Origin of the sequence: Leptospira adleri (genome assembly GCF_002811985.1) — a bacterium.
Taxonomy (GTDB): domain Bacteria; phylum Spirochaetota; class Leptospiria; order Leptospirales; family Leptospiraceae; genus Leptospira; species Leptospira adleri.
The window spans coordinates 1-15,967 of the sequence record NZ_NPDU01000059.1 but is presented as its reverse complement, the minus strand read 5'-3'; the positions used below and the strand labels follow the sequence as shown (position 1 = coordinate 15,967).

At 44.6% G+C, this 15,967-nt stretch carries 15 protein-coding genes and 1 pseudogene; 9 read left to right on the top strand and 7 right to left on the bottom strand.

Annotated elements, in window-relative coordinates:
- Window positions 1-184 precede the first annotated feature (184 nt).
- The 3 genes from CH376_RS18120 (at window position 185) to CH376_RS18110 (ending at window position 4,233) form a co-directional block, all read left to right on the top strand.
- Complete coding sequence (locus CH376_RS18120) at window positions 185-1,276, top strand: metallophosphoesterase family protein (protein ID WP_100787679.1); 1,092 nt, start codon at window positions 185-187, stop codon at window positions 1,274-1,276.
- A complete protein-coding gene (locus CH376_RS18115; protein WP_100787680.1) occupies window positions 1,273-3,591 on the top strand; it encodes an ATP-binding protein in 2,319 nt (772 codons plus the stop codon). Before CH376_RS18120 ends, CH376_RS18115 begins: the two co-directional genes overlap by 4 nt.
- A gap of 249 nt (window positions 3,592-3,840) precedes the next feature.
- Window positions 3,841-4,233: a TIGR04452 family lipoprotein gene (locus CH376_RS18110; RefSeq protein ID WP_100787681.1), complete on the top strand. Its 393-nt coding sequence runs from the start codon at window positions 3,841-3,843 to the stop codon at window positions 4,231-4,233.
- A gap of 281 nt (window positions 4,234-4,514) precedes the next feature.
- Here the strand turns inward: CH376_RS18110 and rlmD are convergent, their stop codons facing one another.
- From rlmD to CH376_RS18075, 7 genes are read right to left on the bottom strand one after another with little or no spacing between them, the layout of a single operon-like run.
- Entirely contained in the window at window positions 4,515-5,696 is a 1,182-nt protein-coding gene (gene rlmD, locus CH376_RS18105; RefSeq protein WP_100787682.1) for a 23S rRNA (uracil(1939)-C(5))-methyltransferase RlmD, read from the bottom strand.
- Between the two features lie 60 nt (window positions 5,697-5,756).
- Entirely contained in the window at window positions 5,757-6,338 is a 582-nt protein-coding gene (locus CH376_RS18100; RefSeq protein WP_100787683.1) for an ankyrin repeat domain-containing protein, read from the bottom strand.
- A 59-nt stretch (window positions 6,339-6,397) separates the two neighbouring features.
- Window positions 6,398-7,228, bottom strand: a complete 831-nt coding sequence (locus CH376_RS18095) for a helix-turn-helix domain-containing protein (protein WP_100787684.1) — start codon at window positions 7,226-7,228, stop codon at window positions 6,398-6,400.
- Entirely contained in the window at window positions 7,225-7,710 is a 486-nt protein-coding gene (locus tag CH376_RS18090; protein WP_100787685.1) for an acyl-CoA thioesterase, read from the bottom strand. Before CH376_RS18090 ends, CH376_RS18095 begins: the two co-directional genes overlap by 4 nt.
- Before the next feature lie 4 nt (window positions 7,711-7,714).
- Window positions 7,715-8,338, bottom strand: a complete 624-nt coding sequence (locus CH376_RS18085; protein WP_100787686.1) for a GNAT family N-acetyltransferase — start codon at window positions 8,336-8,338, stop codon at window positions 7,715-7,717.
- A gap of 45 nt (window positions 8,339-8,383) precedes the next feature.
- On the bottom strand, window positions 8,384-9,025 hold the full coding sequence (locus CH376_RS18080; protein WP_100787687.1) for a CBS domain-containing protein: 642 nt from the start codon (window positions 9,023-9,025) through the stop codon (window positions 8,384-8,386).
- The gene (locus CH376_RS18075) at window positions 9,026-9,901 is read right to left on the bottom strand and encodes a J domain-containing protein (RefSeq protein WP_100787688.1); all 876 of its coding nucleotides are present in this window, start codon (window positions 9,899-9,901) and stop codon (window positions 9,026-9,028) included.
- On the opposite strand from CH376_RS18075, the gene CH376_RS18070 reads away from it, so the two are divergent.
- The 6 genes and pseudogenes from CH376_RS18070 to CH376_RS24660 all read left to right on the top strand — a co-directional run.
- Window positions 9,843-11,927, top strand: coding sequence for a carbon starvation CstA family protein (locus CH376_RS18070; protein ID WP_420843565.1), 2,085 nt, complete (start codon window positions 9,843-9,845; stop codon window positions 11,925-11,927). The two genes, CH376_RS18075 and CH376_RS18070, sit on opposite strands and share 59 nt — an antisense overlap.
- Window positions 11,924-12,475: an NUDIX hydrolase gene (locus CH376_RS18065; protein WP_100787690.1), complete on the top strand. Its 552-nt coding sequence runs from the start codon at window positions 11,924-11,926 to the stop codon at window positions 12,473-12,475. Before CH376_RS18070 ends, CH376_RS18065 begins: the two co-directional genes overlap by 4 nt.
- 67 nt (window positions 12,476-12,542) lie before the next feature.
- Window positions 12,543-14,312 (top strand): fibronectin-binding adhesin Lsa66, encoded by a 1,770-nt coding sequence (gene lsa66 / locus CH376_RS18060; RefSeq protein WP_100787693.1) that lies wholly within the window; start codon window positions 12,543-12,545, stop codon window positions 14,310-14,312.
- 7 nt (window positions 14,313-14,319) lie between these two features.
- Window positions 14,320-15,066, top strand: coding sequence for an NRDE family protein (locus CH376_RS18055; protein WP_100787691.1), 747 nt, complete (start codon window positions 14,320-14,322; stop codon window positions 15,064-15,066).
- Between the two features lie 10 nt (window positions 15,067-15,076).
- Complete coding sequence (locus CH376_RS18050) at window positions 15,077-15,457, top strand: PilZ domain-containing protein (protein WP_100787692.1); 381 nt, start codon at window positions 15,077-15,079, stop codon at window positions 15,455-15,457.
- Between the two features lie 378 nt (window positions 15,458-15,835).
- Window positions 15,836-15,967 (top strand): annotated as a pseudogene (locus tag CH376_RS24660) (IS256 family transposase); the annotation flags it as partial.

The following is a 15,967-nucleotide window of genomic DNA, read 5'->3' as shown; positions in this document are numbered from 1 at the left end:
CGCCGAAGGCGTTCTTTGTCGAAGACAAAGAACGAGCGGGAATCCGCGAGCGCGGAAGAAGCGCGACCGCCCTTCCGAGGGCGGGAAGCCCCGCCAATGCCTCGAAAAAAATTTCAAAAAGAAACGGATTCCCTTGAATTTTTGTCCGGGGAAAACCCTATTCTTAGAAATTAGGACCTAGCCCATGATTCGTTTTTTACACAGCGCCGATCTGCACCTCAGCCAAAAGGAAAAGGACTATTCCCTTTCCGTTCTCAAAGAGATCGTTTCGATCGCGTCCGAAGAACTCTGCACTCATATCCTTTTTTGCGGCGACCTCTTCGACCGAAACAGCGACATCGCCGCGCTCAAAGAAGAAGTCAGATCGATCCTCCAATCCTTTCCCGGAAGAATTTTTTATATCCCCGGCAACCATGAGGAACTCGGCCTCCCCGAAGGGACTTACCCGATCTCCGCGGATCTTTCCCCCATGCTCTATCCTCAAAAAGGGGAAAACGTAAAACTCTGGCTGGAAGAAGTCGACGGAGTTTCCGCGGAATTTTTCGGATTTCCCTTCAACAGAAATTTAGATTATTCGAATATTCAATTTAAGGAAAAGAAGGTTCAGTATAGAATCGCGCTCCTTCACGGAACGGAAACGAAACTCGTGGAATACCTCGGTCCTTCTCCGGAGGAAGCCGATTCCATCCTGGACTCGGGACCGTTTTTAGAAGCGAAGTTCGACTATCTCGCGTTAGGTCATATCCATTCCAAACGTCACGAAGTTTCCGGTTCCCTCCTCAAAGCGTATCCCGGTTCTCCTCGTATCGTTTCTCAGGGAGAATCGGGAGTCCGGACCGTAAACATAGTTTCTCTGGGTAAAAACGGAACTCCGGTTTTGAAAGAAAGAATCGTTTCCTCCGCCGGAGAATTTAAGGACTTTTCCATTTCCGTAACTCTTTCGGGTGAAATTCCGGAACTCGAAAAGACCGCCTCTCTTTTTTCGAAAACGGACACGGTTCGAATCCGCGTCTCTGGAATCGTGGAAGACGAACACGTCGTCTCCGAAACCTTGAATCGTTTCACCGAATCCGCCCGTTGCAGAAAGATAGAAATCAAAACCTCGGATCTCAAAACCTCCTCGGCCCTCATCGATAACCCGGTCGCAAAACTATTTTACGAAAAGCTAATGGACCTTCAACGAAGCTGGTCCGGAGCGGACGCTCCCGATTGGAACGAAATTTTGGTCTTAGGTCTGGAACAAATCGAAGAAAACGCGGGGAAAAACGAAAGATGATCTCCAGACTAAAACTTCTCAAATTCGGTAAGTTCAATCAATCCGACTTCGAACTCGGCTCTTCCGTTACGATCTTTCAAGGAAAAAACGAATCCGGTAAAACTACGATCTTCGACGCGTTTCGTCTCGGAATCGGAAGTAAGTTTCTCACAGCGAGCCAGGAACCGAAAAAAAGCATTCTTTCCCGATACGGGGACAAGAGCTTGGAAGGTTATCAAGTCGTGGGAGAAATTCCGGAACTTTCCAAAGAATCGGCTCCTCAGTACGTTCATTGTATTTCTCTTCGGGAAGGAGAATTGGAATTCGCGTTTAACAACGAAAAGATCATCAAACCGGAATTTTTACGGAGCAAACTTCTCAACAACGGAGTGAACTTGGAAGGAATTTCGAGCGATCTCAAAAAAATCCATTCTCCAAAAACGAACAGCAAAGACTGGACTCACGTTGAAAATCTCAAGAAAGAAATTACAAATCTCAAATCCAAAAGAATTCTTCTTACGTCCGAAATCGAAAGTCTTCATTCCAGAAATAAAAACAACGTGGAAATGGAAGGAAAACACGTCAAAGATCGGGAAAGGGCGAACGAGATCAAAGACAAACTAACGCAACTTGAAAAGGAATTCTTATTGGATTCTAAGATCCAAAAAAAAATCCAACTCTTAGATTCTCTTTCCAAAATCCAGAGATTGAAAACTCTCGAGGAAACTCTGAAAAAGAATTTTCTCTATTCCAAAGACGAATCCTCGATCTACGAAAATTTTCAGAAAGAAATCGATCAAGTTCAATCTTCACTCACATCTTCGGAAGCGCTCCTTCAGGACAAACAAAAGGCGATCGACCTCAAAAGGAAAGAACTCGATTCCCTCAAAAACCAACTTCCGCTTTTACAAAAGATGAAATCGAAAGCGGAAGAATCGATGGAAAAGATCGACAAAACTCTGAGAGAGGAAGGTTTTACCGAAGAAGTCCGCACCGATCTTTCCGATTCCAATCAAAAACTCGTCGGCGCCGGAATCGCGGGTTTCGGTTTTCTGGGTTTAACGGGGATCCTGATTTCTCTTTTAGTTTCGAACGTTTCTCCCATCGGACTTCTGATCGGATCTCTGCTTTGCGCGGGCGCCATCGGGATCGGGCTTTATCTGTTCACGCGTAAAAAGGAATCTTTGGAGATTCGTTACAGTTCCGCAAAGGAGAAAGAGGAGGTTTCCAAAAGATTAAGCGAATGGAATCTAACGTTTCCGGAAAATCAAATCTCCTCCGTCGAAAGAATGGACGTTCTTAGACAATTCTTATCCAAACAGATTCAAAATTTTGAAAGTAGATCGGAACAGGCGGAAACTTCGGAGAAAGAACTCGAAAGGTTATACGAAACCCTGGAAACGATCCGATCCAAGAGCAAACTCGAAAAGGAAAAACTTTCCGAACTTCAGACCAAAAGAAATTCTTGGCTTGGCGAAAAAAGGGTCGTCTCCGTTCAAGACTATCACAAACAAATAGCGGAGTTTCAATCCCAGTCCAAAATTTTCGCAGAGTCCTCGCAAAAACTCAGATCCGCAAACGCGGGAAAAAGTCCGGAGGAATTGGAAATCCTATGGAAAACCGAAATTTCAACGTTAGACGAAATTCCGACGCAAGGCCTTTCCGAATCCGAAAGAATCTCCAAAAACGCTCAAAAGAAAGAATTGGAGACCGAATTTCATTCCCTTGAAAAAAGATTAAACGAACTCAATACCGTAATCAAAGTGGAAGATTCGAGAATTCAGGATTCTCTTCCCGAAAAAGAAAAGGATCTCATTTTCACTTTGCAGATTCTCTCCGAGAAAGAAAAAGAATTATCGAGATTGGAATCGAGACGAAGATCGGCGAAGATCGCTCAGGAAATCGTCGAGGATATTTCCAAAGACCAATCCTTTCAATTTGTTTCGATCGCTTCCGAAATTCGAAAGGACCTCGATCTTCTTCTTCCAAAAAGGGAAGTTTCCTTCGAAGCGCTCGATAAAAAAGAACTGATCAAGATGGAAGACGCGACCGGTCAACTCCGCTCTATCGAGCACCTTTCCGGCGGAACGCTCGCTACGTTTTACTTGATCTTCAAGTTATTATTGGCTCGCAAAACGGTCCCGAAAAACGGAATTCTTCTGTTAGACGAACCCTTCGTCCATCTGGATCCGGTAAGAATTCAATCCGCGCTTTCTTATCTCAAAGTTTTTCAAGAAGAAACGGATTATCAAATTTGCTTTTTTACAAAACAAGAAGAACTTTCCGAGACGATCTTAAAAACTTTTCGGGACGCCAAAAAAATCCCCCTTGAGTGAGATTTGAATCGGACCTTTCGGGGAGTTCATTCTAAAGGAAGAATCCGTTATATGCAAAGATTCTTAAATTCCATTTTCCAAAACGAAATAAAAGATAAGTAACCTTTTTGAATATTCCGGACTTTCCTCGTTTTACGATTCATTCGCAAAACAAGGAATCGATCTCATTTTTATCTATGAAATTTATTTCTGATTGACCTTACGTCGGCGAGAGATAGCCTTTCTTAAATATTTTATCAGAGGTCAAAGTTGAAAACTCTATCTAAAAGAATTCTCATCCTATTTTTTCTTTCCCAAGTTTATAACTGTCTGTTATTTGATACTCTCGGAATCGCTCCGGGAAGAATCAAAGGTTCCGAAGCGGCGGGCGAAATCAGAGACGCGGCGATCGTCACCGATTTGATCAACTCGACCATTTTAAATGGCCGCGCTTCTGTTTCGATTCTTTCGCTTTTATCGGACCAATTAGCCGGCATCAAATCGGACGGCAAATACGTGAAAACCGAAGTCGACGATTGTATCGCCGAGATCAAGGGTTTGAGCGGTTATCTCATCGGCGCTCCCCTTACGATTGTACTTCAATCCAAATGTTCTCTGAAAGAAGACAAGGTTATCTTAGATTCTCCTTTCCCAGAACTTTGATTTCATTTTATCGAGCCGGATCCCGGCTCGATTCCGATTCCCTTCGCGGGAAACGTTATGCGCCTTTCGTTTTAAATTTTACCGAAAATAAAATCCTCTTCCTCGTCGACGGAATTTGAAAACTTCGGTTTCACAGCGGTTCTACTTGGGGCTGACTTGAAGTCCGCTTTCAAACGCTCTTAATAAAAAAAATGTTTTTTAGGAACTCCGACAAATTGAAAGGTTTCTATCAAAGATAAAAACTTCCAAAACGGAAACGGATCTTCGAACGTATCATAATTCTATCTTGTAAAAACGGCGACACTTTCCAGATGACTCGTATGCGGAAATAAATCCACCGGAGTCAATTTTTCGTATCGAAAGGATTTTGTAAGATCCAAGGCGTCTCTTCTCAACGTTTCCGGATTGCAGGAAACGTAAAGGACCCTTTCCACTTTAGAATTGAGTAATATCTTTTTAGTCTCCGGATCCAATCCTTCCCTCGGCGGATCGACGATTACGACGTCCGGCTTTTCGTTCAAAGCGGCTTGTAACGTCTGAAGAACTTTACCTTTCGTGAAGACTGCGTTTTCCACTTGATTCGCCTTCGCGGCCCCGATCGCGGATCGGATGGAATTCGGATTCTCTTCAAGACCGATCACCTTCTTGGATTTGGAAGCCGCGTAGAGAGTAATCGTGCCGATCCCGCAATAAGCGTCCACTACGACGGAACCCGAAGGGAGGTCGTCTAAAACAAGATTGTAAAGGTTTTCGATTTGAAACGGATTGACTTGAAAGAATGTGGAAAGGCCGATCTGAAAGTTAAGTTCGCCGATCTTCTCCTTTACAAAATGCCTCCCATACCAAGTCGTCTCCTTTTCACCGAGAACCACTTTCGTATTTCTCTGGTTTACGTTCTGCAAAATTCCGACGACTTCCGCCTTGGACTTTTCCTGACTTAAGAATTGTTTAATATACGAATGTAAGCTGTTCGTGATATTCTTTCTTCCCGGAATTTCGTTCGCGTTGGTCACGATTCCCACGAGAATTTCCTGCGAAGCGCGCGCCTTTCTCAAAACGATATGTCTCAGAAGTCCGTTTCCGTTTTTTTCAAAGTAGGGACTTAGATTTTCGGTTCTTGCCCAGTGTCTTATCGCAGAGGCCACGACGGTAAGATCCGCGTCCTGAATTCTACATTCTTTCTGATCGATGATAAAAGTATTTTCTTTGTTGTGCAGCCCGAGGGTAAGAACCGTCTTTTTGCCGATCTTCCTATGTCCGAACGGAAGCTGAACCTTATGACGATACATCTGATCCTTCGGACTTTTTACGATCGTCCGAATGTCCAATCCCTTAAAACCTCCGAATTGTTTTTCGATCTCTTCCTGTTTCAGTTGAAGTTGTTTTTCGTAACCGATATGCAATCGATCGCAACCGGCGCACTCCGGGTAGTGTTGACAGGATTGACTTGCGGGAGGTTTCATTCTCCTTTCAGGCTTTCGATTCTATCCTCTCTGTCAATTGAATTCGATCTTCAATGCCGCTTACATCAGATAGATTTTTCCGTGTTTGTCCTGGATCGTAGGATCGGCTCCGTGTTTCAGAAGGAGCTCGGCAAACTCGGACATCCCGTGAGAAGACTTCGCCAAGTTCATACAAGTCACTCCGTCAAAATCCTGGACGTTAGGATCCGCTCCCTTCTCCAGAAGAAATTGAAAAGGAAAAAGTTTTCCTTCGTTCACGCAGTGATGGAGCGGACTCATCCCGTTGTTGTCTTTTTGATCGAGATCGGCTCCGAAAAAAACAAGCAGAGATAAAAGATCCTGGGAAGAATCTTCCAAAATAGAATGGATCAACGGAGTCATTCCGGTAATCTCATCCGATAGATTCGGATCGGCTAAAAATTCCATGAGAATTTCAACGGCTCTCGGATTCTGATACTTAACCGCGAGTGAAACCGGACCCATTCCGTGATAGCGCGACGCGTTCGGATTCAACCCGTCCGTCAAAAGACTTCTCAAACGGGATGTGTTTCCCTTTTTAATCGCTCTAAAAAAAAGGAATCTTTTCCAAAATGAAATCTTACTTTCCTGATTCGAATCTTCTTTAAGTTTGTCCCGAGTCATAGAACCCCGCTCTCGAATGGATTTTGTCTTCGATCCATTCTCCGTATCACCGAATTATACTAAAAAGAACCGGGTCTTGTATTGTAAAAAAGGGACAAAATTCTATCTCTCAGCCCGTACCAAATCAAAGGAGAATATCCTGAAAGCGCGACGAACTCCTTGGTCAAATGAGATTGATCGTAATACCCCGCGTTCAAGGCCAGTTCGCTTAGATTTTGATTTTCCAGTTTCATCCACGCGGCGTTTTGAAAACGTACGACCCGCGCGAATTCTTTCGGATTGTATCCGATTTTTTCCTGAAACTTTCGCTCCAAAGTTTTTTTGATCACTCCCAAATCCTGAGTCAACTTTGAAATAGGAATTTTGCCTTGGCTCGAAACGATCCTTCTTACTGCCTCGGCTACGACCGGATCGGTTTCTTTTTTAGAATTCAATAATTTTCTAAAATACTCGTTCGATAGACTCACTCGGCCTTGAAAAGAATCCGCGTCCCGAATTCGGTTAATAAAATCGGAATATTCCACGTTGTTCGGAGTTTGCAGATCGCCGAAATGACTTTTGATTTCTTTTCCGGGAATTTTAAAAAATTCAGAAAACGCTCCGGGAATCATCCTGACGTTAAAAAATCCGACCTTCCCCTCGGGAGAAATCCGAAAGGGAGAAAGATGATTTCCGACGATATGTCCCCGGGAAGAATTCCATTCTTCTTTTCCATTTTGAAACGTGCCGATTAAAATCGGATCCCGATAAGAAATATGAATCTCATTTTCTACGGAAGGGAATACTTTCGGCAATTCCGTCAAAGCCGCGGAAGAATCGGATTCCCAACTCCAATAACAACCGATCCAAGGCGCCAGATCCAATTCACATTGCGAAAACAAAATTCTCATTTCGACTCTCGGATCTTTTTTACCAGCTCCCGATTGGATTCCTGTCTTAGCACCGCATTCTTAAATCTTCTCGTCTCGTCTTCGGTTTCGGGTTTGATCTGCGGAACAGGACAGGGTTTTTTAGATTCGTCTAACGCCACGAAGGTGAGATACGCGGTCGTCGCCCTTACGATGGTCCCCGTGTACGGATTTTCCTTCGAGACCTGAACGCCGACTTCCATCGAAGTTCTTCCGGTATAATTGACGCTCGCCTTTAAAATTACGTGATCGCCTACCGCAATCGGAGCTATAAAGTTGAGACGATCCACGCTCGCGGTAACGGCTTCCTTTCCGCAATGCCTTTGCGCGACCATGACCGCGATCATATCGATCCAATACATTAGAGTTCCGCCGAACAAAGTTCCGTAGTGGTTTGCTTGATCGGGCATTACGATATGTCTGGTTTCCACGGAACTCTGGTGCGGTGTTTTTAAATTTTCCATTCGATTACTTTAATATACTTCTTTCCACTTCCATGTAAAAATGATCCGGCACTTTCCCGGCCGGCCCGCTGAAACTTCTCGTTTCCACCGTCTGAAATCCGAGCCCGTTGTAGAGTCGAATCGCTGCGTCGTTCTTTTGCGAAACATCCAAGGACAAGGTTTGAAACCGTGGAAATTCATTAGCCATAAAACGGATGAGATTTTTTCCGATTCCTTTTCCTCTGTATTTTTCGGAAACCGCTATGTGTCCGAGATAAAGTCTTCCGGATTTAGGCGGACGAATCATTCCCTCGGTCACGAGTCCCCGCGCCATTACCTTCGGAGCCGCGAACCCGTACACGGAAACGATTCTCAAGGCGGTCCCTCCGTTTAACAAAAGAAAGGAAGGTTGTCTATAACTCATGATCGAACCGACGACTTCTCCGTCCGATTCCGCCACGTAATGATTCTTATATGAGATCGTGTTTCCTCGTTTGATAAACGAAGTGCGGAGAAAATCAAAGGGCGTTTTGGATCCTTGGGTGAACACGTAATCCCAAGCGGCAGGGCCTGAAGAATAAATCAAAGGAACGATTGTATCTACGTCCTTGGCTTCGGCGGGTCGGATGATGATCGATGGATTCAATATTATCCTCTTTATTTTCGCTCTAAGTTAAAAGAATTCATTCCCGACTCAAGCGAGAAATTCCCTTTCGTTGACCTTCAAAATCGCGCGAAGGACGTCGCTTCGAGTGATCATTCCGATGACCTGGGCCTGCTCGTTCACGACCGGTAGACATCCGATTCTTTCCTCGAAAAGGACTTTCGAAATTTCTCCGATTCCTGCATAAATCTGGACGGAAAGCACTTTCGTCTTCATGATGTCGCCTATCGTTTTTGCTAATCCGACATCCTTTCCTTTCGTCAGTTGCCATCTCATCCAATCCCGATCGGAAAGAATTCCGCATAACGTGGATTCGTCTTTGATCACGGGAACGTGTCGGAATCTTTTTTGAAAAAATATCTCTTCCGCTCTTTCGATCAGATCCGTCTCTTCAAAACTGACCACGTGCGAACTCATCAAATCCCTCGCGGTCAAGGAGGACAAAAGTTCTCCCTGCTTGGATTTAACGTCGGAGAGCGAAGAATTGGCTTTGTATTCCGAGCTTGCTCCCTCGGAAAAACCTTTGGATAAATTCTCCTTTGTCGATTTTTCTTCGGTTTCGATTTTTCTGGAAGCTGGCGAAGGCGGAACCGCGTGCAAGGGATGAACGATCTCCGGTCGCGCGGGAGGAATATAAGGCTCCGGAACTCCGCGCGAAATCCAAAAGAACAACTAACTCATCCTCATGATCAAAAAATTATAGGAGGCGATGATTCGTTGAGTCATTTCCAATCCGTCCTTGTTGATGTCGGGATGATATTTTTTGATCAATTCTTTGAATCTTTTTTTCAACTCCTCAAGAGTACAAGGCGCGTCGAAACCGAGGACGTCGAGATGTCTTTGCGTTTCCGGATCCATCTCCTGAAACACGGAAACCGGTTTTTTCTTTTTCGGTTTTTTTCGGAAGGCCCCGAACAATTCGTAATAAGCGCGGTCCCTGTATTCTCTCGTGATTTCCCTAAGATGAAACAACTTAGTATTGAGAATGGAAAAGATATGATTTTTTAAAAAAACGTCCGCTCCGTAGTCGTTTTGAATCGATTTCGATTCCATAAAATCGGAGATCCCGTTTACGACGATTCTTTCGAAATTGAATTTATCGTCGAAGTAAGAATCGAACGCGTCGTCGAAGTCGATCGTCGCCGAGGACAAAAGAAGAAGCAGCTCTTTATCCAGTTCGTGTCTTTCCAAACGATTCTGGATATTTTCCTTCAGATTGATCTGAAGTTCGGCAAGATAATTGTCGTCGAAGTATATTCCGTTTTTTGCAAATTCATCTCCGATTCCTTCTATCTTCAGAATTTTGGAAAGAAGTTGTATGAGAGAATCCGCCTGCGTTTCGTTAAAACCGGAAGCCGCTCTTGAGGAAAAATGAACCTCGTTTCTAAGATCGTAAAAAATTCTATAATAATCTTCCTTACGGATGTTCAAAGCGGAGATGATTTTTTCCACGGAGATATACCATTCGCAGTTCGTACATCCGGATTGAATGTCGAATATGATATCCTCCAAAGAGGAACGAATCTGTTCAAAACTTCGAGTCTGCATTCCCTTCTACTTCCAGATTTTCAACCCTAGTAAATCCGTTCATCAATTCTTTTTCAGATTCTTCCATAAGAATCCGAAACGGAATTCTTCCCGGGCTTCGAAAAAAGGTTTGCTCGGATCCTTTCTTAACTCCATCCATCCTAATATGCTTCCACTCATCGCGGTCCTCGGTTGTTTCCTCGTCTATTTCCTTGGATATAAATTTTATTCGGGTTATATCTCTCGATCGATCTTCGAATTGAAAGACAATACGACGGATACTCCGGCTCATAAGTTCAATGACGGGGTAGATTACCTTCCCACGAAACCGATCGTCTTATTCGGTCATCACTACGCGTCCATCGCGGGTTTGGCTCCCATTCTTGGACCTGCGGTCGCGGTCATTTGGGGTTGGCTTCCGGCCATGATTTGGGTGGTATTTGGAAGTATTTTTGTGGGTTGCGTGCACGATTTCGGAGCCTTGGTCGTCTCGGTCCGCAACCAGGGCAAGAGCATCGGCCAAGTCGCGGAAGACCTTCTCGGTCATCGTGCGAGAAGCCTGTTCCATGCAATCATCTTCTTCTTAGTGGCTCTTGCGATGGGGGTGTTCGTTTTGGTTCTCGCCGAAATGTTTTCCGCGGATCCGAAAGCGATCCAAACTTCCCAACCGACCGTCGCGGCGGAAACCACAAAGATTCCGCCTAACGCAACCGCAGACGTAAAAGATCCAACCAAAGAATCGCACGACCATCCAGGAGAAATCAGAACCCAGGAAAAACCTTCCATCCGTCTAAGAAGTCATTTTCCGGAGGCGGTAATTCCTTCCGCGGCGATCATGATTCTTGCGATCATTGTAGGATATCTACATTACAAAAAAGGAATGAGCCTCACCCCTTTGACGATCGTCAGCGTTCTCGCGACTCTCGCTTCCATGGTTTTGGGAATGCAAGAATCCGTTCTGCAAGCTACAGGACTTGCGTCCGTCGACACTTCCCCTTCCACCGGAAGTTGGAAATACATCCTGTTGTTCTACGCTTTTTTGGCGTCCGTAACTCCGATCTGGCTTCTCTTACAAAGTCGCGACTACATCAATTCTTTCCTTTTGTATTTGGGAATCATTTTGATCTATCTTGGATTCTTCTCCGGCGCTGTTTTGCAAAACTTTCCTTCGTTCAACGCGGATGCGATTCGAACGGACTCGATCGGCTTAGATTTGATACCTTTCGTTTTTATCACGATCGCCTGCGGCGCGGTTTCCGGCTTTCACGCGTTAGTCAGCTCGGGTACGACGGCGAAACAATTAGACAGAGAAATCGACGCGAGACCGATCGGTTACGGAGGGATGATCGGCGAATCGTTGTTAGGTCTTTCAGCGGTCATCGCCTGCACCATCGGATTCAGTTCCGCGACCGAATGGTCCGGCTTCTATCGTTCCTGGTCCGGGATTCAAGGTTTGGCTCCGCAGGTCGGCGCTTACATTTACGGAACCGGAAGATTTTTGGCCCAGATAGGAATTCCGGAAACGTTCGGACAAGGTTTTATCGCGCTCATCGTCATCAGTTTCGCACTGACTTCTTTGGATTCCGCCACAAGACTTCTCCGGTACAATATCGAGGAAATCGCGGAGTCGACTCGAATTTCTTGGATTCAGAATCTCGTCGGAAATCGTTACGTCTCCAGTTTGATCGCCTGCGCCGCGATCGGCTTTTTCGCTTTTATGGAGATAGAACAGGATGGAAAGAAAAAACCGGCGGGACTGGCGCTGTGGAAACTTTTCGGAACCACGAATCAACTTCTTGCGGGACTCGCACTTTTGGTTGTAACCGTTTTCCTTCTCAAATCGAAGAAAAGAATCAAGGTGGCATTTCTTCCGATGTTGTTCGTTTTGACGGTGACACTTTGGGCGATGATTCGGAACTTTTTCGATTTTTTACTCGGACCTTCTCCTAACATCTTACTCGCGGGAGTCGGCGGAACCCTGATCGTCCTAACGGTTTGGCTTTTGGTCGAAGCGACTCTCACTTGGAATCGCATTAGAAAAGTATGAAATTCTGTAGTTCTTGCGGATCTTCCGTTTTACAAAAAATTCCCGAGGGAGACAATCGACCTCGGTATATCTGCGAAAACTGCGGAACGATTCACTATCAAAATCCGAAAGTTGTGGTGGGAAGTATTCCGATTTGGGAGGACAAAATTCTTCTCTGCAAACGAGCGATCGAACCTAGAAAGGGTTACTGGACTCTTCCCGCGGGTTTTTTGGAGAATCGGGAAACAGTGGAAGAAGGAGCGATCCGAGAAACCGACGAGGAAGCGAATGCCCGGATCAACATCGTCGGATTGCAGTGCGTTTATAGTATCCCTCATATCAGTCAGATTTATATGTTCTTTTTAGCAGATCTCGTCGACGGTAAGTTTTCCGAGAGTTCGGAATCCGAAGAAGTTAGACTCTTTGCGACAAACGAAATCCCTTGGGAAGAACTCGCTTTCACTTCGGTTTATTACGCGCTCCGGCAATACGTGGATTCGCCGGATAAAAACTCCTTTCATTTAGGAAGCACTCGCAAGAGAAACTATCCTCCTTCGAAAGAATCCTGATCGAACGTTGAATCCCATTCTTAAAAAAAACATAGGAAAAAAAACGTACCAATTTAGAGTGTACTGCGTGCGGAACCGGATTCTTTTTATTGCGACTTCCTTCTTATTTTTTTCCCAGTCCATAAGCGCGGACACTTTTATCAAAACGAGTTCGGAGTCGTTCTCGCCGAATTGGGACGGAAGAAACGATACAGTAGAATTTAGAATCTCCAAATCCGCGCTTCCTCGTTTGTTCGACTGGGAACTAGTCGTAAAGAATGCGGGGGACGATATCGTAAAAACCTTTCGAGCCGATCATAGAAGAAAAAAAGGATTCTCCCTCTTTCCGTTTTTGCAGGACGAGAATAAACTTTCTCCGTCGGAGATCGTAATTCCCGAATCCATTCTCTGGAGCGGAGAAGACTCGAAAGGTTTTCTATTACCGGACGGAGAATACAAATACAGATTAAGACTGGTGACGGAGAATAAAGAAAATCTTCTTTCGGAAGAGAAGTCGATCCTTCTCGATTCTCATTCTCCGAGTTCGGAACTGAACGCAAAAACAAGAGTTCTTTTTTTAGGAGGAGACCGCTCCGCATCCAGGATCAACATCTCGCAAAAAGTCTCGGGAGAATTCGGAGACAACTTCACCGGTGAATTTTTGGATTCGGACGGAAAGGTCGTAAAATCCTATTCATGGAAACTCAAAGAAGTTCCCTCCAATCTGAGTTGGGACGGATCCGACTTTTCAAACAAACAGCTTCCGAGCGGAATTTATTCCTATCGTTTGATCGGATTTGATAAGGGAAAAAACGAATCCGCAACTTTGTTAAACGACTTAACGATTCGAAGCGAAACAGGCGGCGTAGATTTGTATTCCGATTCCAAATTGTATTCCTTTCTACCCGGAAGTTTGAAGAACTCCGTTCGATTCCATTCCTTCGTTTCGCCCAAAATAAAAACCGATTCTTACGAGATTGAAATTTTTCAGAAGAATGGAATCGAAGAGAAGAGCGTCTATCGTATCAGAGATACCGGCGAACCTTCTTCGGAATGGAGATGGGATCTTAGAAATCAAGCAGGCGATTTTATTTCCCAGGGCGTCTACTATTATCGCCTAACGATTCACAGTCGATACGAACGTTATCTGTCCATTCCTTCTTTTTTTCAGGTTACGAAAGACTCCTTTCATCTCTCCCTTGCCGTATCTCCGAAAGAATTCACGCCCGACAACGACGGCAAAAACGACCTTTTAAGAATTTTTCTTTCAGCCCAAGGGGTTCCTCTTCAATCCTGGGAAATTACGTTATACGAAACACCGCCTGATACTGACTTAAAAAGAAAAATCAAAACTTGGTCCGGAAACGGTTCACCTTCGGAAGAAATTCCCTGGGAGGGATTGGACGAAACCGGCGCCAGAGTCGGTTCGTTAAGTGACTTCTATTTTGAATGGAAATTCACGGACGTTCTGGGAAGAGAATCGGGCGGAACGGGCGGAGAATTTAAAACCGGAATTCTGGTTCTCGAAGAGGATAACTCTCTTCGAATTTCAATTCCCGAATCGCAGGTGGAGGCGAGATGGTGGACTCTTCCCGGAAAGATCAGATCTTTGTTAAACGAATTCCCGGGATATAAAATAGAAGTTCAATCCCATTCCTCCCATCAGGGAGACGAAGAAGTAAACCAAGTGACTACGGAGGAACGGGCCAAAACCGCGTTCGAATATTTCTTTTCCAAATCGGCTCCGTTCGGAAGAGTCCGATATCGAGGTTACGGAGAAACCCTTCCCTTGATTCCCGGTTCCGGAAAATACGAAGCGGATAAAAATCATAGAATCGATTTTTATCTTTCGCCTTGAACACGTTATGTGCACTGCAATCATCTATAGAAATAAGGAAAAGAAAATTTTCGGTCTGGGTTTCAACCGGGACGAATCCGTAAAACGAAAACCTTCCTCTCTTCCTCAAAAAATCGGAAACGGTCCCGTTTACGCCATTTCTCCTTTGGACGGAGACTATGGAGGAACTTGGATCGGAGTCAACTCGTCTCAAGAAATCTATTGTCTTCTGAACTTTTACGAAGCGACTCTAAAACTTCTCCGAAACCCGACGAGTCGAGGTTTACTCGTTCGTTCCTGTTTGTTAAGCGAAGTAGATCCGGACGAATTAAAAGAGGACGATCTTCGAAATTTTTATCCTTTCAAATTGGTAAGAATCACTCTCGAAAAAACCGATGTCTTTGTTTGGGACGGCGAGAATTTGAGCGCAACTACGAACGACGATACGTTTCAAATTATGGGCAGCTCCTTCACGCAAGGACCGAAGGCCCAAGTTTCCAGAGAAGCGACCTTCAAAGAATATTTTCTTCCGAAAACTCTTCCCGACTCGAACGAGTTTTTGCTATTATCCAAAAATTTTCTTACCTCTCATTTTCCCGAAAAAGGCGCTCTTTCCCCTTGTATGCACAGAAGGGACGCGCATACGGTTTCAAAAACTGAAGTCGTATTAACGGAGAAGTTGTTGACGGTCACGTACCAGGACGGCCAACCTTGTGAATCACCCGATCCGACCGTTCTTAATTTGACTTTGACGGATTTTTCGGCATCAGGATAATTGAACTTATATGGCCGGCACTAAGTCCTTATTCGACGATTCCTTTGAATACAGAGATCCTGCGATTCAAAAGAGAAAGAATGCCCGCGTTAAAATCACTTTAGACGCGGAAATGACGATCAAAGGAAAGTCGGAAAGACATCCTGTCACCATTCTCGATATAGGAACCGGAGGCGTCGCGCTCGACTCGAGAATGACTATGTTCGAAGGCGATCGTATCCACCTTCACGCGAAAATCAACGGCAAAGACATGACTCTCGAAGCGGAAATCATCCGATCTTCCGGAAAGAAAGCGAACAGCATCTTCGTTAACATCGCCGACGATCATAGAAACGAAATCCAAGATCTCATTCATAAGAAATTTTTCGAAAAAGAAAAGAAGCTGAACTGAAGTCTACGCTTCGCCGCGGCTCTTAATTCTTTCGCGGGATTCTTTCTTGAATTCTAATTATTATGAAAATAAAATCGGTCCCCTCCGTTCTTTCTCCCGTTTTTTGAGTTTTCTCCAAGAAAGTTTCGCTTAGATATAGAAAACCCAAAACGAACTGAACCCGCTTTTTCGGAACTCCAACTTCTTACAAAATCTCCACTTTCTTTTTTGGATTGCTTCCAAATTCATTGTGAGAGAAAATCCGATTCAATGAAATCAAAAGCGAAAATTCTTAATAGATAACGTCCAAAATATTTCGCAGATTTAAGAATGAATGAGAAGGCTCTCCTTGCCGATTGAGTTTGTAACGATCAAATTCAAAAAAAGGAGAACCCCCCAATGAGGGCAGAAGAAGAAAAAGCGCACCTGAAAGTAATTCAAGTGGATGAGACCCAGCTCAAGAAAGACTTGAGCGAACTCGTAAGAGGCTCAGTGGAAGAAACGCTGAACGCTCTCTTAGATGAGGAAGCG